The sequence below is a fragment of the Flavobacterium hydrocarbonoxydans genome (assembly GCF_009789235.1).
GTDB classification, from domain to species: Bacteria; Bacteroidota; Bacteroidia; order Flavobacteriales; family Flavobacteriaceae; genus Flavobacterium; species Flavobacterium hydrocarbonoxydans.
Genome location: NZ_WSTB01000009.1, coordinates 84053 through 105929, shown reverse-complemented (window position 1 = coordinate 105929; position 21877 = coordinate 84053). Strand labels below are relative to the sequence as shown.

The 21877-nt window shown below is 33.8% G+C and carries 17 protein-coding genes; 6 read left to right on the top strand and 11 right to left on the bottom strand.

The genetic code is table 11. The features are described from left to right. Positions 1-165 precede the first annotated feature (165 nt). The 3 genes from GON26_RS15795 to GON26_RS15785 form a co-directional block, all read right to left on the bottom strand. Positions 166-2253: a prolyl oligopeptidase family serine peptidase gene (locus tag GON26_RS15795; RefSeq protein ID WP_394350408.1), complete on the bottom strand. Its 2088-nt coding sequence runs from the start codon at positions 2251-2253 to the stop codon at positions 166-168. A gap of 370 nt (positions 2254-2623) precedes the next feature. Continuing rightward, entirely contained in the window at positions 2624-4831 is a 2208-nt protein-coding gene (locus GON26_RS15790; protein WP_160375738.1) for a TonB-dependent receptor, read from the bottom strand. 159 nt (positions 4832-4990) lie between these two features. Next, positions 4991-5344 carry a hypothetical protein gene (locus tag GON26_RS15785; protein WP_160375737.1) on the bottom strand — a complete coding sequence of 118 codons (354 nt, stop codon included), beginning with the start codon at positions 5342-5344 and terminating at the stop codon, positions 4991-4993. A gap of 190 nt (positions 5345-5534) precedes the next feature. Between GON26_RS15785 and GON26_RS15780 the strand changes: the two genes are divergently transcribed. Then, positions 5535-6266, top strand: coding sequence for a porin family protein (locus GON26_RS15780; protein WP_230407952.1), 732 nt, complete (start codon positions 5535-5537; stop codon positions 6264-6266). On the opposite strand, the gene GON26_RS15775 is transcribed toward GON26_RS15780, so the two are convergent. Further along, positions 6261-6866, bottom strand: coding sequence for a hypothetical protein (locus GON26_RS15775; RefSeq protein ID WP_230407951.1), 606 nt, complete (start codon positions 6864-6866; stop codon positions 6261-6263). The genes GON26_RS15780 and GON26_RS15775 overlap by 6 nt on opposite strands. 132 nt (positions 6867-6998) lie before the next feature. Between GON26_RS15775 and GON26_RS15770 the strand changes: the two genes are divergently transcribed. The 3 genes from GON26_RS15770 to GON26_RS15760 all read left to right on the top strand — a co-directional run bounded on the left by GON26_RS15770 (position 6999) and on the right by GON26_RS15760 (position 11069). Next, entirely contained in the window at positions 6999-9467 is a 2469-nt protein-coding gene (locus GON26_RS15770; protein WP_160375736.1) for a bifunctional UDP-N-acetylmuramoyl-tripeptide:D-alanyl-D-alanine ligase/alanine racemase, read from the top strand. Between the two features lie 70 nt (positions 9468-9537). Then, a complete protein-coding gene (gene mscL, locus GON26_RS15765) occupies positions 9538-9912 on the top strand; it encodes a large conductance mechanosensitive channel protein MscL (RefSeq protein WP_160375735.1) in 375 nt (124 codons plus the stop codon). Positions 9913-10079: 167 nt separating this feature from the next. Next, a complete protein-coding gene (locus GON26_RS15760; protein ID WP_160375734.1) occupies positions 10080-11069 on the top strand; it encodes an aspartate-semialdehyde dehydrogenase in 990 nt (329 codons plus the stop codon). Between the two features lie 200 nt (positions 11070-11269). Here the strand turns inward: GON26_RS15760 and GON26_RS15755 are convergent, their stop codons facing one another. The 7 genes from GON26_RS15755 to GON26_RS15725 all read right to left on the bottom strand — a co-directional run bounded on the left by GON26_RS15755 (position 11270) and on the right by GON26_RS15725 (position 18891). Continuing rightward, positions 11270-11587: a 2Fe-2S iron-sulfur cluster-binding family protein gene (locus GON26_RS15755; protein ID WP_007805184.1), complete on the bottom strand. Its 318-nt coding sequence runs from the start codon at positions 11585-11587 to the stop codon at positions 11270-11272. Positions 11588-11646: 59 nt separating this feature from the next. Next, on the bottom strand, positions 11647-12120 hold the full coding sequence (locus GON26_RS15750; protein ID WP_160375733.1) for a hypothetical protein: 474 nt from the start codon (positions 12118-12120) through the stop codon (positions 11647-11649). A 224-nt stretch (positions 12121-12344) separates the two neighbouring features. Next, positions 12345-12584, bottom strand: a complete 240-nt coding sequence (locus tag GON26_RS15745; protein ID WP_160375732.1) for a NifU family protein — start codon at positions 12582-12584, stop codon at positions 12345-12347. Between the two features lie 106 nt (positions 12585-12690). After that, positions 12691-13824, bottom strand: a complete 1134-nt coding sequence (locus GON26_RS15740) for an Mrp/NBP35 family ATP-binding protein (protein ID WP_160375731.1) — start codon at positions 13822-13824, stop codon at positions 12691-12693. A gap of 207 nt (positions 13825-14031) precedes the next feature. Beyond that, positions 14032-16461, bottom strand: coding sequence for an ABC transporter permease (locus tag GON26_RS15735; protein ID WP_160375730.1), 2430 nt, complete (start codon positions 16459-16461; stop codon positions 14032-14034). A 205-nt stretch (positions 16462-16666) separates the two neighbouring features. Further along, positions 16667-17374 (bottom strand): ABC transporter ATP-binding protein, encoded by a 708-nt coding sequence (locus tag GON26_RS15730; RefSeq protein ID WP_160375729.1) that lies wholly within the window; start codon positions 17372-17374, stop codon positions 16667-16669. 272 nt (positions 17375-17646) lie between these two features. Further along, positions 17647-18891 carry an efflux RND transporter periplasmic adaptor subunit gene (locus tag GON26_RS15725; protein WP_160375728.1) on the bottom strand — a complete coding sequence of 415 codons (1245 nt, stop codon included), beginning with the start codon at positions 18889-18891 and terminating at the stop codon, positions 17647-17649. Positions 18892-19049: 158 nt separating this feature from the next. On the opposite strand from GON26_RS15725, the gene GON26_RS15720 reads away from it, so the two are divergent. Next, positions 19050-20396: a sigma-54-dependent transcriptional regulator gene (locus tag GON26_RS15720; RefSeq protein ID WP_160375727.1), complete on the top strand. Its 1347-nt coding sequence runs from the start codon at positions 19050-19052 to the stop codon at positions 20394-20396. Positions 20397-20514: 118 nt separating this feature from the next. Further along, entirely contained in the window at positions 20515-21840 is a 1326-nt protein-coding gene (locus tag GON26_RS15715) for a sensor histidine kinase (RefSeq protein ID WP_160375726.1), read from the top strand. Positions 21841-21877 lie beyond the last annotated feature (37 nt).

The following is a 21877-nucleotide window of genomic DNA, read 5'->3' as shown; positions in this document are numbered from 1 at the left end:
GTAAAAAAAGTTCAGCCACAGATTAAAAGGATTCTCACAGATTAAGAAAAAGTGTTTACCACGAATAAATTAGTGAAAATTTGTGTAATTCGTGGCGAAAAAAATAGCCACGAACTCACAAAAATAATTCGTGAATTAGTGGCTATAAAAATTAGAATTAAAGTTTTACTTTTTAGGCAAAGCTTTAAAACCCATATTATAAAGTGTGAATGCTTGTATATCTACATTTTCCTGAATGGTAGCTGCTACAGATTTTCCTGCTCCGTGTCCTGCTTTTACATCAATGCGAATCAAAACCGGATTGTTTCCTGTTTGTTTTTCCTGTAATTCTGATGCAAATTTGAAACTATGAGCCGGCACTACACGGTCATCATGATCACCGGTTGTAACCATTGTTGCCGGGTAATTAACCCCTTTTTTTACATTGTGTACCGGAGAGTATCCTTTAAGGTATTCAAACATTTCTTTATTGTCCTGAGCTGTTCCGTAATCATAAGACCAACCCGCACCTGCAGTAAAAGCATTATAACGCAGCATATCCATAACACCAACTGCCGGCAATGCTACTTTTATCAAATCTGGGCGTTGTGTCATGGTTGCGCCTACCAATAAACCTCCGTTTGAACCTCCGCGTATGGCTAAGAAATCAGATGAGGTGTATTTTTGAGTAATTAGATATTCAGCCGCAGCAATGAAATCATCAAATACATTTTGCTTTTGCAATTTGGTACCGGCATCGTGCCATTTTTTACCGTATTCGCCACCACCTCTAAGATTCGCCACTGCGTAAACTCCGCCATTTTCCATCCAGACAGCATTTGCAATACTGAAACTTGGAGTCAGACTAATGTTGAATCCGCCATAACCATAAAGTATTGTTGGGTTTTTTCCGTCTAGTTTTATTCCTTTTTTATAGGTAATGATCATCGGGATTTTTGTTCCGTCTTTTGAAGTATAGAAAACTTGTTTGGATTCGTAATCGTCTGTTTTAAAATCAACTTTTGGTTTTTCATAAATTGCTGATTTTCCAGATTTTGGTTCAAACGAAAAGATTGTACCCGGTGTTGTATAATTGGTAAAAGAATAATACAGTGTTTTATCTTCTTTTTTTCCACCAAATCCAGCTGCTGTTCCTACGGCAGGCAGTTTGATTTCACGAATTAATTTTCCGTTGTAATCGTATTGCTGCACTAATGAAACGGCATCTTTTGTATAATTGGCAAAAAAGAAACCTCCGCCAGTAGCAGGCGACAAAATATTTTGCGTTTCAGCAATAAAATCTTTCCAGTTTTCCGGCTTCGGATTACTTACATCAACAGTAACTACGCGTTTGTTTGGCGCATTCAAATCAGTCTCGATAAACAATTTTGTTCCTTCGTTTTCGATGATGGAGTTATCGCTGTTGAAATTATCCACAATAGTCACAACCGGACTGTCTGTTGTTTTTAAATCTTTAATATATAATTCGTTTCCATAAGTAGAGTTTGCAGCCGAAATGACTAAATAATGATCATCTTCAGTAACATAACCTCCTACATATCTACGTTTTTCATCTGCTCCAAAAATAACTTTATCCTCTTTTTGAGAAGTTCCTAATTTATGAAAATACAATTTGTGCTGATCCGTTTTAGCAGATAATTCGCTTCCTTTAGGCTTTTCATAACTAGAGTAATAAAAACCTTCGTTTCCGTGCCAGGAGATGCCGCTAAATTTTACGTCAACCAAAGTATCTTCTAAAACCTTTTTAGAAATAGCATCAATAATAATTACTTTTCTCCAGTCGCTTCCGCCTTCAGAAATGGCATAAGCGGCTTTGGTTCCGTCTTTAGAAAAATCTAATCCGCCTAACGAAGTGGTTCCGTCTTTAGAAAATGTATTTGGATCCAAAAAAACTTCTTCTTTTCCGTTTGAATCTTTTCTGTAAATTACAGATTGATTTTGTAAACCATTATTTTTAGAAAAATAGGTAAACTTTCCTTCTATAGATGGAGCACCTATTTTTTCATAGTTCCAAAGTTTTTCCATGCGCTGTTTTAAAGCATCACGAAACGGAATCTGATTTAAATATCCATAAGTTACTTCGTTTTGCGCTTTAACCCAGGCTCCGGTTTCTGCCGATTTATCATCTTCCAGCCAACGAAAAGGATCGCTTACTTTGGTATCAAAATAAACATCAACAGTTTCCCCTTTTTTGGTTTCTGGGTATTTTATTTTGCTTTGCCCGAGCGAAATTCCTGCAGTTGTAATTGCCATTAGTATTATTGTTTTCTTCATAGTTAAGTTTTGTGGTATGTAACAAAAATAGTACTTTTTGTGAGAAAAGAATTTAAACCATATAAGTTATATGAGTAAATGTAAGCAGACTTAAATTAAATGAGCTTAACTCATTGGGTGAAATTATTTTTAACACATAGATACATAGCTTATTGAACTCAAAAAAGGCGTTTCACTTGCGTTAAAACATCCCGATAGTTATCGGGACTATGTGAGAAGAAACGAGTTTCTTTTTGATTTCCTTTTTTTAAAATCATAAAATCTATGTTTTCTATGTGTTTAATTAAATTCTTATTAATTACACCCAACGGGTAATGAACTTATATAACTTATATGGTTTAAGAAAAAATCATAAATTAAAATTTACTCCCAAAACAATGTTTCTTCCAATGTTTGGGATACCATCGGTCTTTAGTCTTGAAAGGTGTGCAATGTATTCTTTATCGAATAAGTTGTTTCCGTTCAGACTTAGGTCAAAAGCAGTTTTTCCTAATTTTATGGTTCCTCCAAAACCTAAATTAACCAAAGTATATCCTTTTGAAGCTGTTTCAAAACCACTCACATTTTTCTGATCTAATGTCGAAGAAACATTCAGTGAAGCATATCCTTCTTTTAGCCAGTTTTTAATATTAAATTCGGTTCTTAATGTATTGTTCCAATTGTTTGCAGGAATTAATGGTAAGTAATCTCCATTTTGTTTTTCGCCTGTTACGGTTTCAAAACTGGTTTCAAAATGCAGCCAGTCTAAAGGATGTGGATGCAAATGCAGCCCAACTTCTCCTCCGTATAATTTGGCATTATCTTGTGTGTAGGCAAAAACGTCATTGTCGTCTAAAACATCACCTGTTGGCGAAGTATAAATGTAATGGTTGATGTGATTATAGAATCCGTTTACGAAAAACTCAAAATGCGTGCTTTTGTATTCAATATTCAAATCCGTCTGAACGTTTTGTTCGGTTTTTAAATCACTATTTCCAATTTCGTATCTGTTCGTTCCTTCATGTACTCCGTTTGAAGTTAATTCGGCTAAATTGGGCGCTCTAAATCCGGTAGCCACATTCAGTCTTAATGTAAAATCTTCAGCAAAATTAGTTTTGTATCCAAGTGAAGCATTAAAACTGTCAAAAGATTTGTCTAAAGCTTCAAAATAACCTTCTTCACCTTCTATTCCGTGCGCTTCAGAGTTTACGTTTCGGTTGTCAAAACGTAAACCAGCTTGCAGAACATTACTTCCCCATTCGTAATTAGCTGTTCCAAAAACACCAAAATCGTTTGTGGTAGCATTCGGAATCAAATATTCTTCACCCAAATTATCATTGGTTTGGTGCATTCCCTGAACACCAACAATAGTTTCAATTTTACCGAATTTCGGGAAATGATATTTTGCGTTGTAATTGAATGTTTTCAGTTTCATTCGCAAAACGGCTTCGTTGCTGTCTTCGAACTCGCTTCGGTCATTGGCAATGTAGCCCAGATCAACATCTAATTTCGAATTTTCAAAAAAGATAACATTATTCAAACTCAACAAATGATTAAAAATTCCTTGTCTCGGGAATAAAGTATTCTTGCTGGAAGATTGTTCTGCGATACCTTCTTCTGGAATTCCGATGTCTAATTTATTGTAATTGTATCTCAAAACACTAGAAAAAGTCGAGTTGCTGTATCCAACGCCTGTTTTAAAATCGGTTTCGTTATAACGGGAATTGGTTACGCGATCGCCGTCTTTAATTTTGTAATCAGAATGCGTGTTGAAGCTGCCGCGTGCCAGAAATTTCCAGTTGTCCGTAGAAGTTTTCAATCCGATTGAAGAATTGCTTCCTTCGGTATTCGTGAAATATTTTTGACTTAAATTGGCTTTAAAAGTATTCGCATCAGCAAATTTTTCTGGATTGAAATATAAAACTCCTCCCAAAGCATCAGAACCGTATAATAAAGAAGCCGGACCTTTGATAACTTCGACGCTTTCAATTCCGGCATCGTTTAAGCCTAAACCATGCTCGTCACCAAATTGCTGGTTTTCGATTCGGACACCTTGCGAATACACCAAAACGCGATTGCCGCTAAGACCTCGAATAACCGGTTTTCCGATGGAAGTTCCGGTAGAAATTTGTGAAACTCCTGGAATAGTCGCTAAGCCTTCAATTAGGGTTGAAGTTCCTTTTTGTTGTAATGTTTTAATACTTTGATGTTCGACTTTCATCACGTTTTGCGATTGTAATCTGTTGAAAGGAGTTGAAACAATTACTTCGTCCATCTCCAGAATAGATTCTTCCAGCGTAATGTCTAGAGTGTTTTCTTTTACTAATTTCGGAATCGTTTTGTTGATAGTGGTGTAGCCAATATAAGTAAAATTCAATCGTAAACTTCCGTTTGGTAAGTTGCTGAATTCGTATTTTCCGTTTTCGTCAGTGGTAGTTCCTTTATGTAATTCAGAAGCATAGACAGAAACACCTGGTAATGCCTGGTTCTGAGAATCGGTTACGGTTCCAGAAATAGTATTTTGAGCAGAAACAATGCCCGAGAACCCTAAAATAAGGGCTATGATTAATTTTTTCATTTGAAAATGATTGCTATAGTTAATTGATTTTTTGCTTTAAAAATGAATTAAAAATAACGGTAAAACTTGCCGATCTCTACATTATAAAGATGGGGAAGGTGTACTGAATTTTAATTCAATTTTAGAAAAGATTGGTTTTATTTCGATTAAATCGAAAAATTAAGCAACTATAACAACAGGTGGGCCACGTAATAAATACGCATTTTCAGAAAATAAAATAATGTTTTCCTGAATCGTAAAGAAATAGGGAATTTCTTTGTGAAAAGTAATAAATCGAAACGAAAAAGTTTCAGGAATAATAGAACTTCCAAAAGCAAAATGGCAAACATAACATAAGTCATAATTATCATGCTGATGTGTTATACCACCTTGTTTTTCATCGTATTGATGATGACAATGTTTTTCAGAAAGCTGTTGTGCAACGTGTTCATAACTGTGTACGGACTGAAACAATATCGAGAACAATATTGTCAGAGCCAAAGAAACACTTACTATCAGTTGCTTTTTATTCATGCAGGACAAAGGTATAAAAGAGCTTTGAAAAATGATTGGTTTTTTAGGGATAAGTAATGGTTTTGTTGAAAATAATTCGGCAATTGATTTTATTTGTAATCAAAAATAGAATTATTGCATTCAAATCTATTCTTAAACTACCATTATAGTATATTTGTAAGTGAAATATTTTACCCTAAAAAACGTTTACTTGAAACCATCCTTAAAACCAAAATACGATATGCGATTATTTTTTAGTTGTTTGTTTTTAGTGTCGTTTTTCAATGTTTTTTCGCAGGAAGAAACAAAACCTGAAATAAAACCAGTTGTAAAAATTGATTCTTTGTACAGAGAAGATCAGTTTTATGTTTTGGTAGTTTACAATGCTATCATGAAAGGACCAGACGGAATTAAGCAAGACCGTTTTTCTGCTGGACTTTCGGTTGGTTTTTTAAGAGATATGCCTATTAATAAAGACAGGACTTTTGCCTTAGCAACAGGATTGGGACTGAGTTATAAAAATTATTATCAAAATATGACTATAACAGGTACAAAAGACGCTCCGGTTTATAATGTTGTCGATTATAATGATATCAATAAAAATAAATTTTATGGATATTCAGTTGATCTTCCGGTCGAGTTGAGATGGCGAAATTCTACTTACGAAAGTTATAAGTTCTGGAGAATTTATGGCGGAATGAAGTTTAGTTACGTCATGTTTGATAAATCCGTTTTTAATGGCGATGGTCAAACCGTAAAAATCAAAAACAACCCGGATTTCAACAAATTTCAATACGGAGTTTACCTTTCTGCAGGCTTTAATACCTGGAATTTATACGCGTATTACGGATTGAATTCGTTGTTTAAATCTTCTGCCAGAACCCCTACAGAAGAGGTTGATATCAGGACAATGAATTTAGGGATGATTTTTTATATTTTATAACCACAAATACAAAAATAATAACTGAGGAATAATCCCAATTGCTGTTCCTATTACGAGTTCATTATTAGAATGTGCCTCCATTACCAAACGCGATGACGCGACAATTCCCGTTAACATAATCAAAAAAGCTGCCCAGTACGGATTGTGCATTTGCAAGTGCATGTTCAGCCCGATGACAAAAATGGCCAAACCACTAATGGCAATCATGTGCAGGCTTGCTTTTATTTTGAAAAGCGAACAAATTAAGGCTAATATTGTGCTGAACAACGCACCAAGAAAAAAGAAATGAAGCTCAGGATAACGGCTAATAACAATGCTTCTTTTGACCAATAAAATAAGTAAAAAGCATTGCAAAACCAACGGAATTCTGCGTTGTGAGTTTTCATGAATCATGACCGATTTTACATTTCCCGTTGACCTTAGCAACAAGAAAAATAAAATAGGAACCAGAAAAGTAATAATGAAAATCTGAAACAGAACATAGTATTTTTCCTGATTAGTAAAAGCATCATCTTTGCAAAAAAGATAAAATAAGGTAGCGTACATCGGGATAAAAACCGGATGTAATATATAGGAGAATATGGGCAGAAATTTTTTCAAAATACTCAGATTTGAGGTCTTCAACAAATATAATCAAATATAAATACCGATTTGCAAACGGTATATTTTTTAAGAAAATCACAACTCTTTTCTGTTTTTAATGTTTTAAATTTGACAAAAAGAATTTTCTACATGAGCATAAATTCAAAAAATCTTGTCCCGGTTCTTCATGCTGAATGGGTAGGTTCTCAGACTGCCGTTTTAATTGACACTATTTCTATCGATAGCCGTTCGTTGCAAAACGGGGCACAAACGTTGTTTTTTGCTTTATCAGGCACGAACAATGATGCTCATTTATATATTTCTGAGCTTATAGAAAAAGGCGTACAAAACTTTGTTGTACAATACATTCCAGATAATTGTTTAGGCAAAGCCAATTTTTTAATAGTGAAAAATTCGATAACGGCACTTCAGAAATTTGCAGGCTATTATCGTGATTTGTTTCATTTCCCTATTATCGGATTGACCGGAAGTAACGGCAAAACGATAGTAAAAGAATGGCTCAACTTTTTATTGAGTCCGGATTATAATATTATTCGTAGCCCTAAAAGTTACAATTCGCAGGTAGGTGTTCCGCTTTCGATTGTGGCTATTAACGAAAAACATAATTTAGGTATTTTCGAAGCTGGAATTTCAACAGTGAACGAAATGGACAACCTCGAAAAAATCATTAAACCTACTATTGGAGTGCTTACGAATATTGGCTCTGCACACGATGAAGGTTTTCTGAATTTAGTTCAAAAGATTGATGAAAAACTACTTTTATTTAAAGAAAGTGAAGTCATTATTTATCAGAAAAACGAAATTGTCGATTCTTGTCTTTCACAATTTCTGGCCGAATACATGCTCAATACCAGAATACTTTTTTCCTGGAGTTATACAGATAAACAGGCCGATGTTTTTATTCAAAAAAAAGAAAATATAACTGGAACTAATACTTTAGAATACCAATATAAAGGCGAAACTTTTGATCTGGAAATTCCTTTTCTGGACTCGGCCTCAGTAGAAAACAGTATTACGTGTTTGTTGGTTTTGCTGTATTTTAAATATGATTTTGCCATCATTCAGAGTCGGATGCAGCTTTTATATCCGGTAAAAATGCGTCTGGAAGTAAAAAACGGAATCCATAATTGCAGTATTATTGATGATAGTTATAGTTCTGATTTTCAGTCTTTAAAAATTGCTTTGGATTTTTTGGAAAGTCAAAAAAAGAATGCAAAAAAGACAGTTATTTTATCAGATATTTTTCAGAGCGGATTTTCAAATTCAGAATTATATTCTAAAGTAGCGCAATTAATTTCAGATAATAAAATCAATAGAATTATCGGAATTGGCGAAACAATCACTTCTTTTAAAGATCAATTTTCTAATATTATAACTTTTCAAAACAAGGAAGATTTTATAAAGAATTTTGAAAACTTAGCATTTGAAAATGAAACGATTTTAATAAAAGGCGCAAGATCATTTCAGTTCGAGGAAATTGTTGCTTTATTAGAAGAGAAAACCCATGAAACCATTCTTGAAATCAATCTGGATTCCATAAGTCATAATTTGAATTTCTTTAAATCTAAATTAGGGGCAAATGTCAAAATCATGGTGATGGTTAAAGCATTTGGTTATGGAAATGGAGGCTTGGAAATCGCTAAATTATTAGAACATCATAAAGTAGATTATTTAGGTGTGGCTTTCGCCGATGAAGGAATTTCGTTAAAAAATGGAGGAATTATGTTGCCCATAATGGTGCTAAATCCGGAATCAACCAGTTTCCCTTCGATTATTCAATATCAATTAGAACCTGAGATTTACAGCATAAAAGGGTTAAATGCTTTTTTGAAAATCGCCCAGGAAAAGAATTTAAAAAATTATCCGATTCATATAAAACTCGATACTGGAATGCATCGTTTGGGTTTTGAAGAAAATACGCTTGACGAATTAATTGCAACTCTTAAAGGAAATACAACAGTTCAGATTCAGAGTATTTTGTCGCACATGGCTACCAGTGATGAGGCCAGGCATTATGATTTTGCCAATTCTCAAATTCAATTGTTCGAAAAATTATCTTCTAAATTGATGAATGCGCTGAACGTAAACCCAATACGTCACATTTTGAATACTTCCGGAATTAGCAATTTTCCGGATGCACAATACAATATGGTACGCTTAGGAATTGGTTTGTACGGTGTTTCCAATGATTTATCGGAACAAAAATATCTGGAGAATGTTGGGACTTTAAAATCCATTATTTCTCAGGTGCGAACCATTCCGGCTGGAGATAGTGTGGGTTACGGACGACGTTTTATGGCAGAAAAAGAAACTAAAATTGCCACGATTCCAATAGGTTACGCCGATGGAATTTCGAGACTATGGGGCAATGAAGTTGGTTATGTGATGATCAAAAACCAAAAAGCACCAATCGTAGGCAGTATTTGCATGGATATGTTAATGGTAAATGTTACAGGAATTGATTGTAAAGAGGGCGATTCGGTTATTATTTTTGGAGAAAATCCTACGGTTACCCAAATGGCAGATGCTTTAAAAACCATTCCGTACGAAATTTTGACAAGTATCTCGCAACGTGTAAAACGGGTATTTTTCAGGTAGATTTACAAAACTTTAGAGAAAATTATGTATTTTCGATATTCAATTAATTCTAAATAAAAGCAAATCAATTATGGGAATATTTACAGAGTTTAAGGAATTTGCAGTTAAAGGCAACGTAGTTGATTTGGCTGTCGGTGTAATCATTGGAGCGGCTTTTGGTAAAATTGTTAGCTCATTTATAGAAAATGTAATTACACCATTATTATTAAAACCAGCATTAGATGCCGCACATTTATCAACTATAGAAGAATTAACCGCTTTTGGAGGTGTAAAATATGGCTTATTTATTTCGGCTGTGATTAACTTTATAATTGTTGCTTTTGTATTGTTTATTATAATTAAAGGTATAAACGCAGCAAAGAAAAAAGATGAGGTTGCTCCACCACCAGCTGGACCAACTCAAGAAGAGCTATTAACGCAAATTAGAGATTTGCTTAAAAAATAATTCCGCTACACTATTGTCTAACTAAACCGTTTCTTAACTGAGGCGGTTTTTTTACTTTTTGTTTGTTTTGTAACATTTTGTTATTTTTTGTGAACCGAATTGTTTTCGCTTTTATTATTCTTACTTTTGCATTCTAAATTAGTACATTCATAATAAAAAATATAAAAATGAGAATAGCGGTTGTAGGCGCCACTGGTATGGTTGGCGAAGTAATGCTAAAAGTTTTAGCAGAAAGAAATTTTCCGGTTACAGAATTAATTCCGGTTGCTTCTGAGAGATCAGTAGGAAAAGAAATTGAATATAACGGTAAAAAATATAAAGTAGTAGGCATGCAAACGGCTGTAGATATGAAAGCTGATATTGCTGTTTTTTCTGCTGGAGGAGATACTTCGCTAGAATGGGCACCAAAATTTGCTGCTGCAGGAACAACCGTTATCGACAACTCATCGGCATGGAGAATGGATCCTACTAAAAAATTGATCGTTCCGGAAATCAATGCTTCGACTTTGACAAAAGAAGATAAAATTATTGCAAACCCAAACTGTTCTACTATTCAGATGGTTTTGGCATTGGCTCCTTTGCATAAAAAATACAACATCAAAAGAATCATTGTTTCTACCTATCAATCTATTACTGGAACAGGTGTAAAAGCAGTTCGTCAGTTAGAAAATGAATACGCAGGGGTACAAGGTGAAATGGCTTATAAATACCAAATTCATAGAAATGCAATTCCTCACTGTGATAGTTTTGAAGAAAACGGATACACAAAAGAAGAAATGAAACTAGTTCGTGAGACTCAAAAAATTCTGGGCGATAACACCATTAGAGTTACTGCTACTGCTGTTCGTGTGCCTGTTGTTGGTGGACATAGTGAAGCGGTAAATGTGGAGTTTACCAACGATTTTGATGTAAATGAAGTTCGCGAAATCTTACACCACACTGATGGAGTTGTTGTTCAGGATAACCTGGATACTTTTACCTATCCGATGGCATTGTATGCTGAAGGTAAAAATGATGTTTTTGTGGGAAGAATTCGTCGTGACGAAAGCCAGCCAAACACTTTAAACATGTGGATTGTTGCAGATAACTTAAGAAAAGGCGCAGCTACTAATACAATTCAAATCGCTGAATATTTGATTGCAGCTGGCTTAGTATAATCTGAGAATAAAGAAAATTGTTATAAAGAGAAAACCGTAATTGCAGCAATGTAATTACGGTTTTTTTGTTATGAATAATCAGAAAAAGATCAAATAAAAAATTCCAAATTACAATCGGCGAACTGCTACATTGGAATTTGGAATTTTTAATATTGGAATTTCGTCCCGAAGTCTTGGGATAAAATAGTGATAATTATTATTTAGTATTCTGGAGCTAATTCTAGTTCCAGTCCTTCTAATTCTGTAGTAATTGGTATCTGACAACCTAAACGGCTATTAGACTTAACATAAAATGCCTCCGAAAGCATGGCCTCTTCATCATCTCCCATTTCTGGTAATGCAACATCGTTTAGAACATAACACTGGCAGGAAGCACACATGGCCATCCCTCCACAGGTTCCTTCAACAGGAAGTTCGTATGCTTTGCATAACTCCATTATATTCATTGCCATATCAGTAGGAGCTTGTAATTCGTGTATAACTCCTTCACGATCTTTAATCTTTATTAATACATCCATTTTTTATTATTGGAATTTTTATAGGATTTGAAAACGTGTTCAAAACCTTTAATTATTAATTAACTAGCTGGTTTAAAGCTAAAAGCGTATTCTTTACTCGCATCTTTTACGTGCATTTTTAAACCTAAAATACTACCTTTTTCTAAAATGGTAATAACTGCTACAACAGAATAATAATCATTATCCTTTTGAAAAACAAGCATCCCTTCATAGGTAGAATTTACTACTCCTTGTTTATCCGTTTGCGTTTTAATTTTTCTTGGACTTGTAAACTCGGCAGAAGTATAAGTGTTCTTGTTCGAAAACTTGGCTCTTCCATCGCAAAAATCATATAAAAAATCATAATTGGTAATTCGTAAGCTTCCGGCTTCTGTAGTTGTCGAAACAACAATTTGTCCTGAATATTGAAAATCTGACCATTCTTCTGATTCGTTTACCCAGGCTTTATCTACAAATAAATTTTGTGGTGTTTGCTGAGCATAATTTGCTGAAATAGTAAATAACAATAAAAATAGAGCGTAATAATTCTTCATAATTTAAGATTTAGGGTTATGTTACAAATTTAAGTTAAAAGTGTAACAATTGTCTAACTAAATCTCTTAAAACTTTATGTTCTTTTTTGTTAAAACCACAAAAAAACACTCTTTTTTAAATGATATCTTCATTTTTAATAAAAAAATCGACCGTATGGAGTATTATTCTTATTAAAAACCAGATTTCTTTTTAGGCATAAAATAGCTAAAATCGATGTAATCTACTACATTATATTTACCACAGTTTCGATTTGTGGAGCATATTTTTTTATAGTAGTTTCAACACCAGCTTTTAGTGTCATTTGATTTACACTGCAGCTAATACAGGCGCCCTCAAGACGAACTTTTACGTGTTTGTCTTCTTCAATAGAAATTAAGGTAATATCTCCACCATCCGAATTCAGGAAAGGTCTGATTTCGTCCAGTGCCAATAAAACATTATTTGTTAATTCTTCTGTTGTCATAATATTTAATGTGTCAATTAAACAATGTGTCAATGAGATAATGTGTCAATTAGATAATTTTAACTACCCAATATTCATTATCTAATTTTCTCATTATCTAAATTTTCTAATTTTTCTTTACTGCAGAACATCCTGCCATTGTTGTTATTTTGATGGCTTCTGTAGCTGGTAAACTGTCATTTCTGTTTACAACTTCCTGTACTACATTTCGGGTGATTTCCTCAAAAACAGTTTCGATTTTCGAAGCCGTTTGCAAAGCTGCTGGGCGACCGTAATCACCTGCTTCACGAATAGATTGTACAATTGGAACTTCTCCTAAAAACGGAACATTTAAATCTTCTGCCAGGTTTTTAGCGCCTTCTTGCCCAAAGATATAATATTTATTGTCAGGTAATTCTTCGGGTGTAAAGTACGCCATATTTTCGATAATACCTAAAACTGGGACATTGATATTATCTTGCATAAACATCGCTACCCCTTTTTTGGCATCGGCAAGTGCCACAGCTTGTGGGGTACTTACTACAACAGCACCCGTAATTGGCAATGATTGCATGATCGATAAATGAATATCTCCTGTTCCCGGAGGCAAATCCAGTAACATGAAATCTAATTCACCCCAATCAGCATCAAAAATCATTTGGTTTAATGCTTTCGCAGCCATTGGACCTCTCCAGATAACAGCCTGACTTGGCGCAGTAAAGAATCCGATAGAAAGAATTTTCACTTCAAAACTTTCGATAGGTTTCATTTTAGATTTTCCGTCAACCGTAACGGATATTGGTTTTTCATTTTCAACATCAAACATAATAGGCATCGAAGGTCCGTAGATATCAGCATCTAAAACTCCAACTGAAAATCCCATTTTTGCTAATGTTACCGCAAGATTGGCAGTAACAGTAGATTTTCCAACACCACCTTTTCCGGAAGCAACAGCAATAATGTTTTTGATTCCCGGAATGGCTTTTCCTTTTATTTCGTTTGGATTTTCTTTAGCTTCAACCTTAATGTTTACTTTAACCTTTGCTTCAGGCGAAATCAATTCGTGAATTGTTTTCTTAATATCATCTTCGGCTCTTTTTTTGATGTGCATTGCAGGTGTGTGAAGCAATAAATCTACTACCACTTCATCACCAAAAGTAATTACGTTGGCAACAGCACCACTTTCAACCATATTTTTTCCTTCTCCAGCTATGGTAATTGTTTCCAGAGCTTTAAGAATTTCTTTTCTGTCTAATTTCATTTTTAATGTAGTATTTTCTATTGATCGAAATCGATTTGGAAATTAAATTAATTTAAACGGATTTCAGACTGCAAAGATAAATCATTAAGTTCGGATTTTTACTGTTTTAGATTGTATTTATTGATGACGTGATTGATAGACTGTATTTATAAAAGAAACCCGATAAATCCTTGGAATCTATCGGGTTAAAAAAAATGGTCTACAAGATTATTCGTATTTCAGGTATTTTAAAATATCTATTTTAGTTACCTGATATGCTTTTGTTAAAACTATTATTAAGGTTAAAAGCAATAATGATACCAAAGCGATACTAAACGGGATAAAAGAAATATTAATTCTGAAAGCAAAATCTTCCAGCCATTTTTGCAGCAAGATGTAAGCCGGAACAATCCCGATGACAAAACCTAAAAGACAAAAAAGAATGTATTGTTTTGATAATGTTCTCAGTAAAACATCTGTTTCGGCTCCTAATGTTTTTCGGATTGCAATTTCTTTTAATCTTCTTTCCATCGAAAAAGAAGCTAAAGCAAATAATCCAAAAATAGCAATGATGATAACGACAAGATTCAAAATAAAGAATAAGTTTTTCTGTTTCCCCTGTTGCTCGTATGTTTTAGCGAAACCCTTATTTACAAATTCGTAGTCAAAAGGATAATCAGGATTGATGTTTTTCTCCCAATATGCTTTTAATTTAGCCAAAGTCTCCGTTAGATTATTAGGAGAAACTTTTACATAAATATTACCAAAGTTATTCCATTTTAAAGTTTTTGTATTGATGAAAACCATTGGTGGAACTTCGTTTTGAAGTCCTGTAATATGAAAGTCTTTGACAACTCCCACAATTTTAAATTTCATACTTTCTGGGGTACCATTGCCCCAGCCCGAAGTTATGATGGTATTTATGGGGTTTTTAAGGCCAAGTTTCTTCACCAACGTTTCATTTACCAACCAATTACTAACTGTATCTGAGGCATATTTAGGTGATAAATCGCGACCTTTTACCATTTTTATTTTCATCATTTCCAAAAAACCAAAATCCATTTCAACATTTCTTGGTTGTACAAAAACACCATTATGTGTAAATCCAGAGCTGGAATTGGTGCTGTTTCCAAAAGTACCAGCAAAAGTAGAAACCTCCTGAACTCCCGGTATTTTTAGAACTTCTTGTTTTGTTGTTTGATATTTTTGTCCTTTTGTTTTGTAATCCTGATAATTAAAAGAAATTCTCATTACCTGGTCTCCACTAAACCCCAAGTCTTTATTCATCATATAATCAACTTGAGAATTGACAATCAAAGCTCCAATGATAAAGAATGCTGCAATTCCGAATTGAAAGATAAGCATCGAATTCCGAATCCAAATACCGCTTTTGCTTCTTGAAAAATTACCTTTTAATACTTTTAAAGTTTCAAAATTTGAGATATAAATAGCAGGGAATATACCCGCAAGAATGATTACTAATCCAAATATAAAAATAAGCTGCAGGTAAAATTCGCCGCCATTCATAGTCAAAGATTTCTTTAAAAAATTATTATAGTAAGGCAATGATAGTTCTACAAGGGCTAAGGCAAATAGAATAGCCAAGATTACAACAATCGCCGTTTCAAAAATAAATTGACTAATAATCTGATTTTTTGAAGCACCTACAATTTTACGGACACCCACTTCTTTAGCCCGTTTTATGGCAGAAGCAGTTGCCAAATTGATGTAATTTACCAGTGATAAAACTAGAATTAAAGCGGATAATCCCGCCATGATATATAGAAGTTGTAAGTTTCCTCTACCTTCAGGAGTCGATTGTCCGGAAGCTTTTGTACCATGAAGACGAACTGTTTTCAACTGATCGAGAATAATTTTAATTTCACCATTTTCTTTGATGTATTGCTCTGGAGTCTGGCCGCTTTCTTTAGCATCTTTTAAAGTTCTGTTTACATAATTTACGTTATGCATTTTCTTTAAAACTACAGCAATATCACTGTTCTTTTTGGTTTTAATCATCAAGCCATAATTAAAGTTTCCCCATTGGTTTTGATCGCCTTCACGAACGACCCCTCCAAAAACATAATTAGGTTCAACAGTAGATGGTCTTATCAAACGGTAAACTGCTTTTACAGTATAAAGTTGATTTTCATAGTTAATAGCTTTTCCAATCGGATCTTGATCGTTAAAAAGTAATTTTGCCTGTTCTTCTGAAATGGCAACGCTGTTTTTCTCTTTCAAAATGTCTTTTTTCGAACCTTTTAGGATTGGAAAGGGGAAAAAATCAAAAAAGTTATTATCAGATACCGTGATCTTTTTGTCTATTAATTTTTTATTTTGATATTTAATTACAGATTCGTTGTACCAAATATTCAGAAAGCAAATTTTCTCAATTTCAGGAATTGTGGCTTTGCAGGTATTCCCAAAAGGGATAGAACTTGTTCCCCAAGTGTCGCCAGTTTCTCCTATTACATTAAGAACCTGATACACATTTTCTTTCTCAGGATTCCATTGATCATAAGCATGTTCGTTATTCCAGTATAAAATAGCGAAAATTACTCCCGCAATACCGATGCTTAATCCCATAACATTTAAAAACGAAAACAGTTTGTTTTGTTTTAAATGATAAATAAATATTTTAAACCAGTTAGAAATCATAGTTTATGTTTTTTATAATGTTTATGTTTTTTTGCCACAGATTTAGAGGATTTGATGATTTTTCAAAATCAAATCCAACGTGTTTTTATCTGTGAAAATCCTGCTAATCTGTGGCTAAATAATTTTTTAAATACTAGCCAATATGTTGCAAACAAACTCTACCAGAATCTGAATAACGGTTACAATAAGTTTTATCATTTTAAAATTATTTAGCGTCCATAAAAACATCAACATTCCGCTGATTTAATCGCTCAGAGAAGATGACACCATCTTTCATGTGAATCGTTTTTTGCGAAAACGAAGCGTCATAATCGGAGTGGGTTACCATCAGGATTGTTGCACCTTTCGCGTGTAAATCGGTCAAAAGTTCCATTACTTCATTACCGTTTTTACTGTCTAAGTTACCTGTTGGCTCATCGGCCAGGATGATTTTCGGGTCATTAACCAAAGCTCTGGCAACTGCAACTCTTTGCTGTTGCCCTCCTGAAAGCTGTTGCGGAAAATGTTTCAAACGGTGAGAAATATTCAGTTTTTCAGCAATAGCTTCAATTTTTTGTTTTCTGTCTGAAGCTTTCACGTTGTTATAAAGCAAAGGCAATTCGATATTGTCATACACCGAAAGCTCATCGATTAAGTTGAAATTCTGAAAAATAAATCCAATGTTTTCTTTTCGTACCGCAGCCCTTCCTTTTTCTTTTAGACCAATCATTTCCTGATCTAATAATTTATAACTTCCATCATTACCGCTATCCAAAAGCCCGATAATATTTAGTAAAGTCGATTTTCCACAACCTGAAGGCCCCATAATGGTTAGGAAATCACCTTTTTTAATTTCTAAATTAATGCCGCTCAAAGCAGCTGTTTCTACTTCTTCGGTTCTGAAAACTTTAGTTAAATTTTGGATGGTTATCATATTTTTAAAGTATTAAGTTGTTATTATTCGTTTTTTGATTGATGATTGATTTTTTTATGTTTGTTTTTTTGCCACTAATTATTATCCGTTTTTTTGTCATTTCGATTTCTATGATAAAACCAATTTTTTTCAGGAGCTAATCCCGCTATCCGTTTCAATCTTTTGTGGCGAACCCCGCCACAAAAGGATTTTCACTTCTATCGGGGCTAGGGCATCCGTTTTCAAAAAGAATATTTCCGTTTATTTTTGTCACAGAAATGACAAGATTGTGTTTACTGCCCGCTAATTGATAATTCTTCGACGTCTTTATAATCAGCATAAGAAGAGATAATTACAGATTCACCTTCTTTTAATCCGTCCAGGACTTCGTAATAAGAAGGATTTTCACGCCCTAATTTGATAGCTCTTCTTTCGGCTTTATTGCCTTTCGTAACAAAAATCCATTTCCCGGCAGTTTCCTGATTAAAGCTTCCTTTTTGTAAAACCAGAATTTTATTTTTCTCTGATAAAACCAGTTTTACTCCAAAACTTAATCCATCCTGCAACGCTATATTTTCTTTTGATACAAAAGCCAATTCCGCTATAAAATGTCCTCCTTTTACTTCAGGAATTACTTTGGTAACCAGAACTTCCAGCGTTTTTCCTTTATATTCTACTTGTCCTTTCAGACCTTCGCGTACTTTTTCTAAATAAAATTCATCAATTTCGGCCGTTAGTTTATACCCTTGTTTAGAGTCAATTTTACCAATACTTTCACCTGCCTGAAATGTTTTTCCTAAAACAGGTTCAAAAGAGGTTAGTCTTCCGGATGCTGGCGCTGTTATCAAAAAGTTCTTTTTGTTGTCTCTTAAGATGTCCAGACTTTTTTCCATAGTCTGAATCGAACGGTTGATTTGCGAAATCTGAATCTGATTGGTTTGTTTTTCTTTCTGGATACTTTGCTGAATCGTTCTTTTTCGTTCTTCCTGAAAACGCAGACTTTCTTTAAAAGTATTCCAGTCATTTTTCGAAATCACATCTTTATCATACAATTTCGAATTCATATCATAAATTCTCTTCGCGTCATTGTAATCGTGTTCTATCAAAACCAAATCTTTATTCAAATTCAGTTCCTGATTACGAATGTTAAGTTTTCCGGTATTCAAATTGTTGATTTGCTCAATAATGGCCGTTTCCTGCGTTAGGTAATTCAATTCGGTATTGGGGTTGTACAATCTGGCAAGCGGCTGTCCGGAAACAACTGTAGCGCCATTTTCTACAAAAATCTCTTTTACAGATCCGCCTTCGGTAACATTTACGAGCATGACATTCAAAGGTTCTACTTTAGCCTGAAAAACAATAAAATCTTCAAAAAAAGCTTTCTCTACTTTTTGAACCATTAATTCGTCGGCTTTTACATTTAAAGTTCTTTTTTTACTAAACGAAAGAAAAACAAGTACTGCTAAAACTAAAAAAGCACCAATTCCTATTGTGAGATATCTAAATTTTCTATTTTTACGAGGAATTACTTTATCCATTTTTTTAAATAATTTGTTGATTACCAATAGGGAAATATTGTGCCAAAAAAAGAATTATTTGTAAAGTGTTGATTTTGAAGAGTCTTTAAAAATCATCAAAAAAAGAAGTGTTCGATAATGAACAGTTGACCGTTCGCAATCGAACAAAAACCAAAACCATGCGAAAGAAACAAGCCCAGATATTAATCGTTGACGACCAGGAAGAAATTCTTTTTTCGGCAAAAATGATTCTCAAAAAACATTTTGAAACCATTTTTACTGCTAATAGCCCTAAAAAAATCATTTCTATTTTGAATGAAAATGAAATAGATGTGGTTTTATTGGACATGAATTACCGAATTGGTTTTGAAGATGGAAGAGAAGGTATTCACTGGCTCAAAGAAATTAAAACGCTTTCGCCTCAAACCGTTGTGATTTTGATGACAGCATTTGGGAAAATTGATACCGCTGTTGAAGGTATAAAAATGGGTGCTTTCGATTATGTTTTGAAGCCTTGGCACAATGAAAAATTATTAGAAACTATTGAAAAAGCCGTTTTGGAAAGCCGTAAAAAGTCAAAAAAACAAACGGTTATAACTGATGAAAAAAGATATTTTGTAGGGACTTCTCCTAAAATTAAACAAGCCTATTCTATTGCTGAAAGAGTGGCTAAAACCGAAGCTAATGTTTTGGTTTTGGGCGAAAATGGAACAGGAAAGTATGTTTTTGCCGAATATATTCATCAAAATTCTCAACGAAAAGACCAGCCTTTTGTGCATGTAGATTTGGGTTCGTTGAGTGATAATCTCTTCGAAAGTGAACTTTTTGGGTACGCCAAAGGTGCTTTTACCGATGCCAAAGTCGATACCGCCGGACGATTTGAAGCAGCATCAAACGGAACCATTTTTCTGGATGAAATTGGTAATATTCCGTTGCATTTGCAGGCTAAATTATTACATGTTTTGCAAACCAAAACGGTAACGCGTTTGGGCGAAAGCAAACCAAGGCCGCTGAATGTTCGTATTATTTCGGCAACCAATTGTGATATTAAAGCAGAAGTAAAAAATAAAACTTTCCGTGAAGATTTATTGTACCGAATCAATACGATGGAAATAAATTTGCCTTCGTTGCGAGAGCGAAAAGAAGATATTTTTCCGATGGCACATTTTATTTTAGAACAAATCGCCGAAAAATACAATCAGGAAAATTGGCGTTTTGATGAAAATGTTAAACCGTATTTAGAAAAATATCCCTGGAAAGGAAACGTGCGTGAGATGGAAAATAAGATCGAACGCGCTTTAATCTTAGCGGATAATAATACAATATCAGTTACAGACTTAGATATTCTTGAATTCGAAGAAATTCAGGAAAATGATGATAATCCATTATCTGAAATGGAGAAAAGTGCAATCGAAAAAGCGCTGTTCAAAAACCACGGAAACATCAGTAAAACTGCTGAAGAGTTGGGTTTGTCCAGAGCTTCTTTGTACCGTAGAATCGAGAAATATGATTTAAAAAATAGTTAAATCTAAAAAAATATTGAGCCACAGATTAGCAGGATTCTCATAGATTTTTATTGTAAAATCCTTTTAATCATAATAATCTGTGGCTAAAATAAATCAGCAGCAAAAAAAATATTTAAAAATGAAAAATTGGAAATTCTATAACGCTTTGTTTTTAAGGGTTGTGTTAATCATTATGCTCTTTTTTGTTTTTCTTTTTTTAATCGGAAGAGGGTTTTATTATAACGGGATTTTGGTTGCTTTTTTCGTGATTTTACTCTTTGCCGAAATGTATTTTTTTATCAAAAATCAAATGGTTATTTATGATAAAACGCTGCTTTCCATTCTTCAGAATGACTTTTCAAATAATTTTCCAGACGAACAAAAGGAAGGGAATTTCAGGAATTTATACCTTTTATATGAAACTCTAAAAAACAGACAGCAAGAGCAGACTTCAAAAGAAATGATTTATCGTTCTATTCTGAATAGTATTGATACAGCGACTTTAATTTTAGAAAAAGAAGACCAAGAATGGAATATATTTTTAATGAATGACTGTTTTTCGAATTTGTTTAAAGTGCCAAAAGTGAGTCATTGGAAATACCTTCAAAACTACTTGCCTTCGTTGTGCGGAGAAATAGAAAAAGCTGGTTTTACTGAACTTAAATCGGCCATTTCGATAAAAATAGAACAACAGGATTTGCAGACTTTTGTGCTGCAAACGTCACATACCAAATCGTACAATAAAGAATATTTTATTATTTTACTGGATAGCATTCAGCGCGTGATTGAGAAAAAAGAAAAAGAAGCCTGGATCAATCTGATGAAAATCATTTCGCATGAATTGATGAATTCACTGACGCCAATTCGTGCGCTTTCGCAAAATTTACTTCAGATTGTCGATCAGGAAAAACTGGAAGAAGAAGATTTTGAAGATATTAAAAGCAGTATTTCGACGATCATCAATAGAAGCGATCATTTAGAAGTTTTTGTTGAGAATTACCGAAAACTGGCCATGTTGCCAACGCCAAACAAAAAAATGACGCCTATCAATTCGCTTTTTGAGGATTGCCTGAAAATAATGGCACCAATTTTAAAAGCCGAAAAGATTGAATTGATTAACGAAATCAATAGCTCGCGTTCTATTTTGATTGATAAAAATCAGATGGAGCAAGTCATTATCAATTTGATTACCAATAGTATTCATGCCCTAAAAGAGAAAGAAGACAAAAAGATGTTTCTGTCCAGTTATACCGAGAATAATCGCTTTTTCATCATCATTTCGGACAACGGAAAAGGAATTGATTCTGAGATTCAGGACAAGGTTTTTCTGCCGTTTTTCACCACCAGAAAAGACGGCGCGGGGATTGGATTAACACTTTCAAAAAACATCATCGAAGCCCACGGAGGTTATTTAAGCTACCAAACCGATGAAGAAAAAACCGATTTTGTAATTTGTTTGATTTGATTTTTTTGAACCATATAAGTGATATAAGTTCATTTTA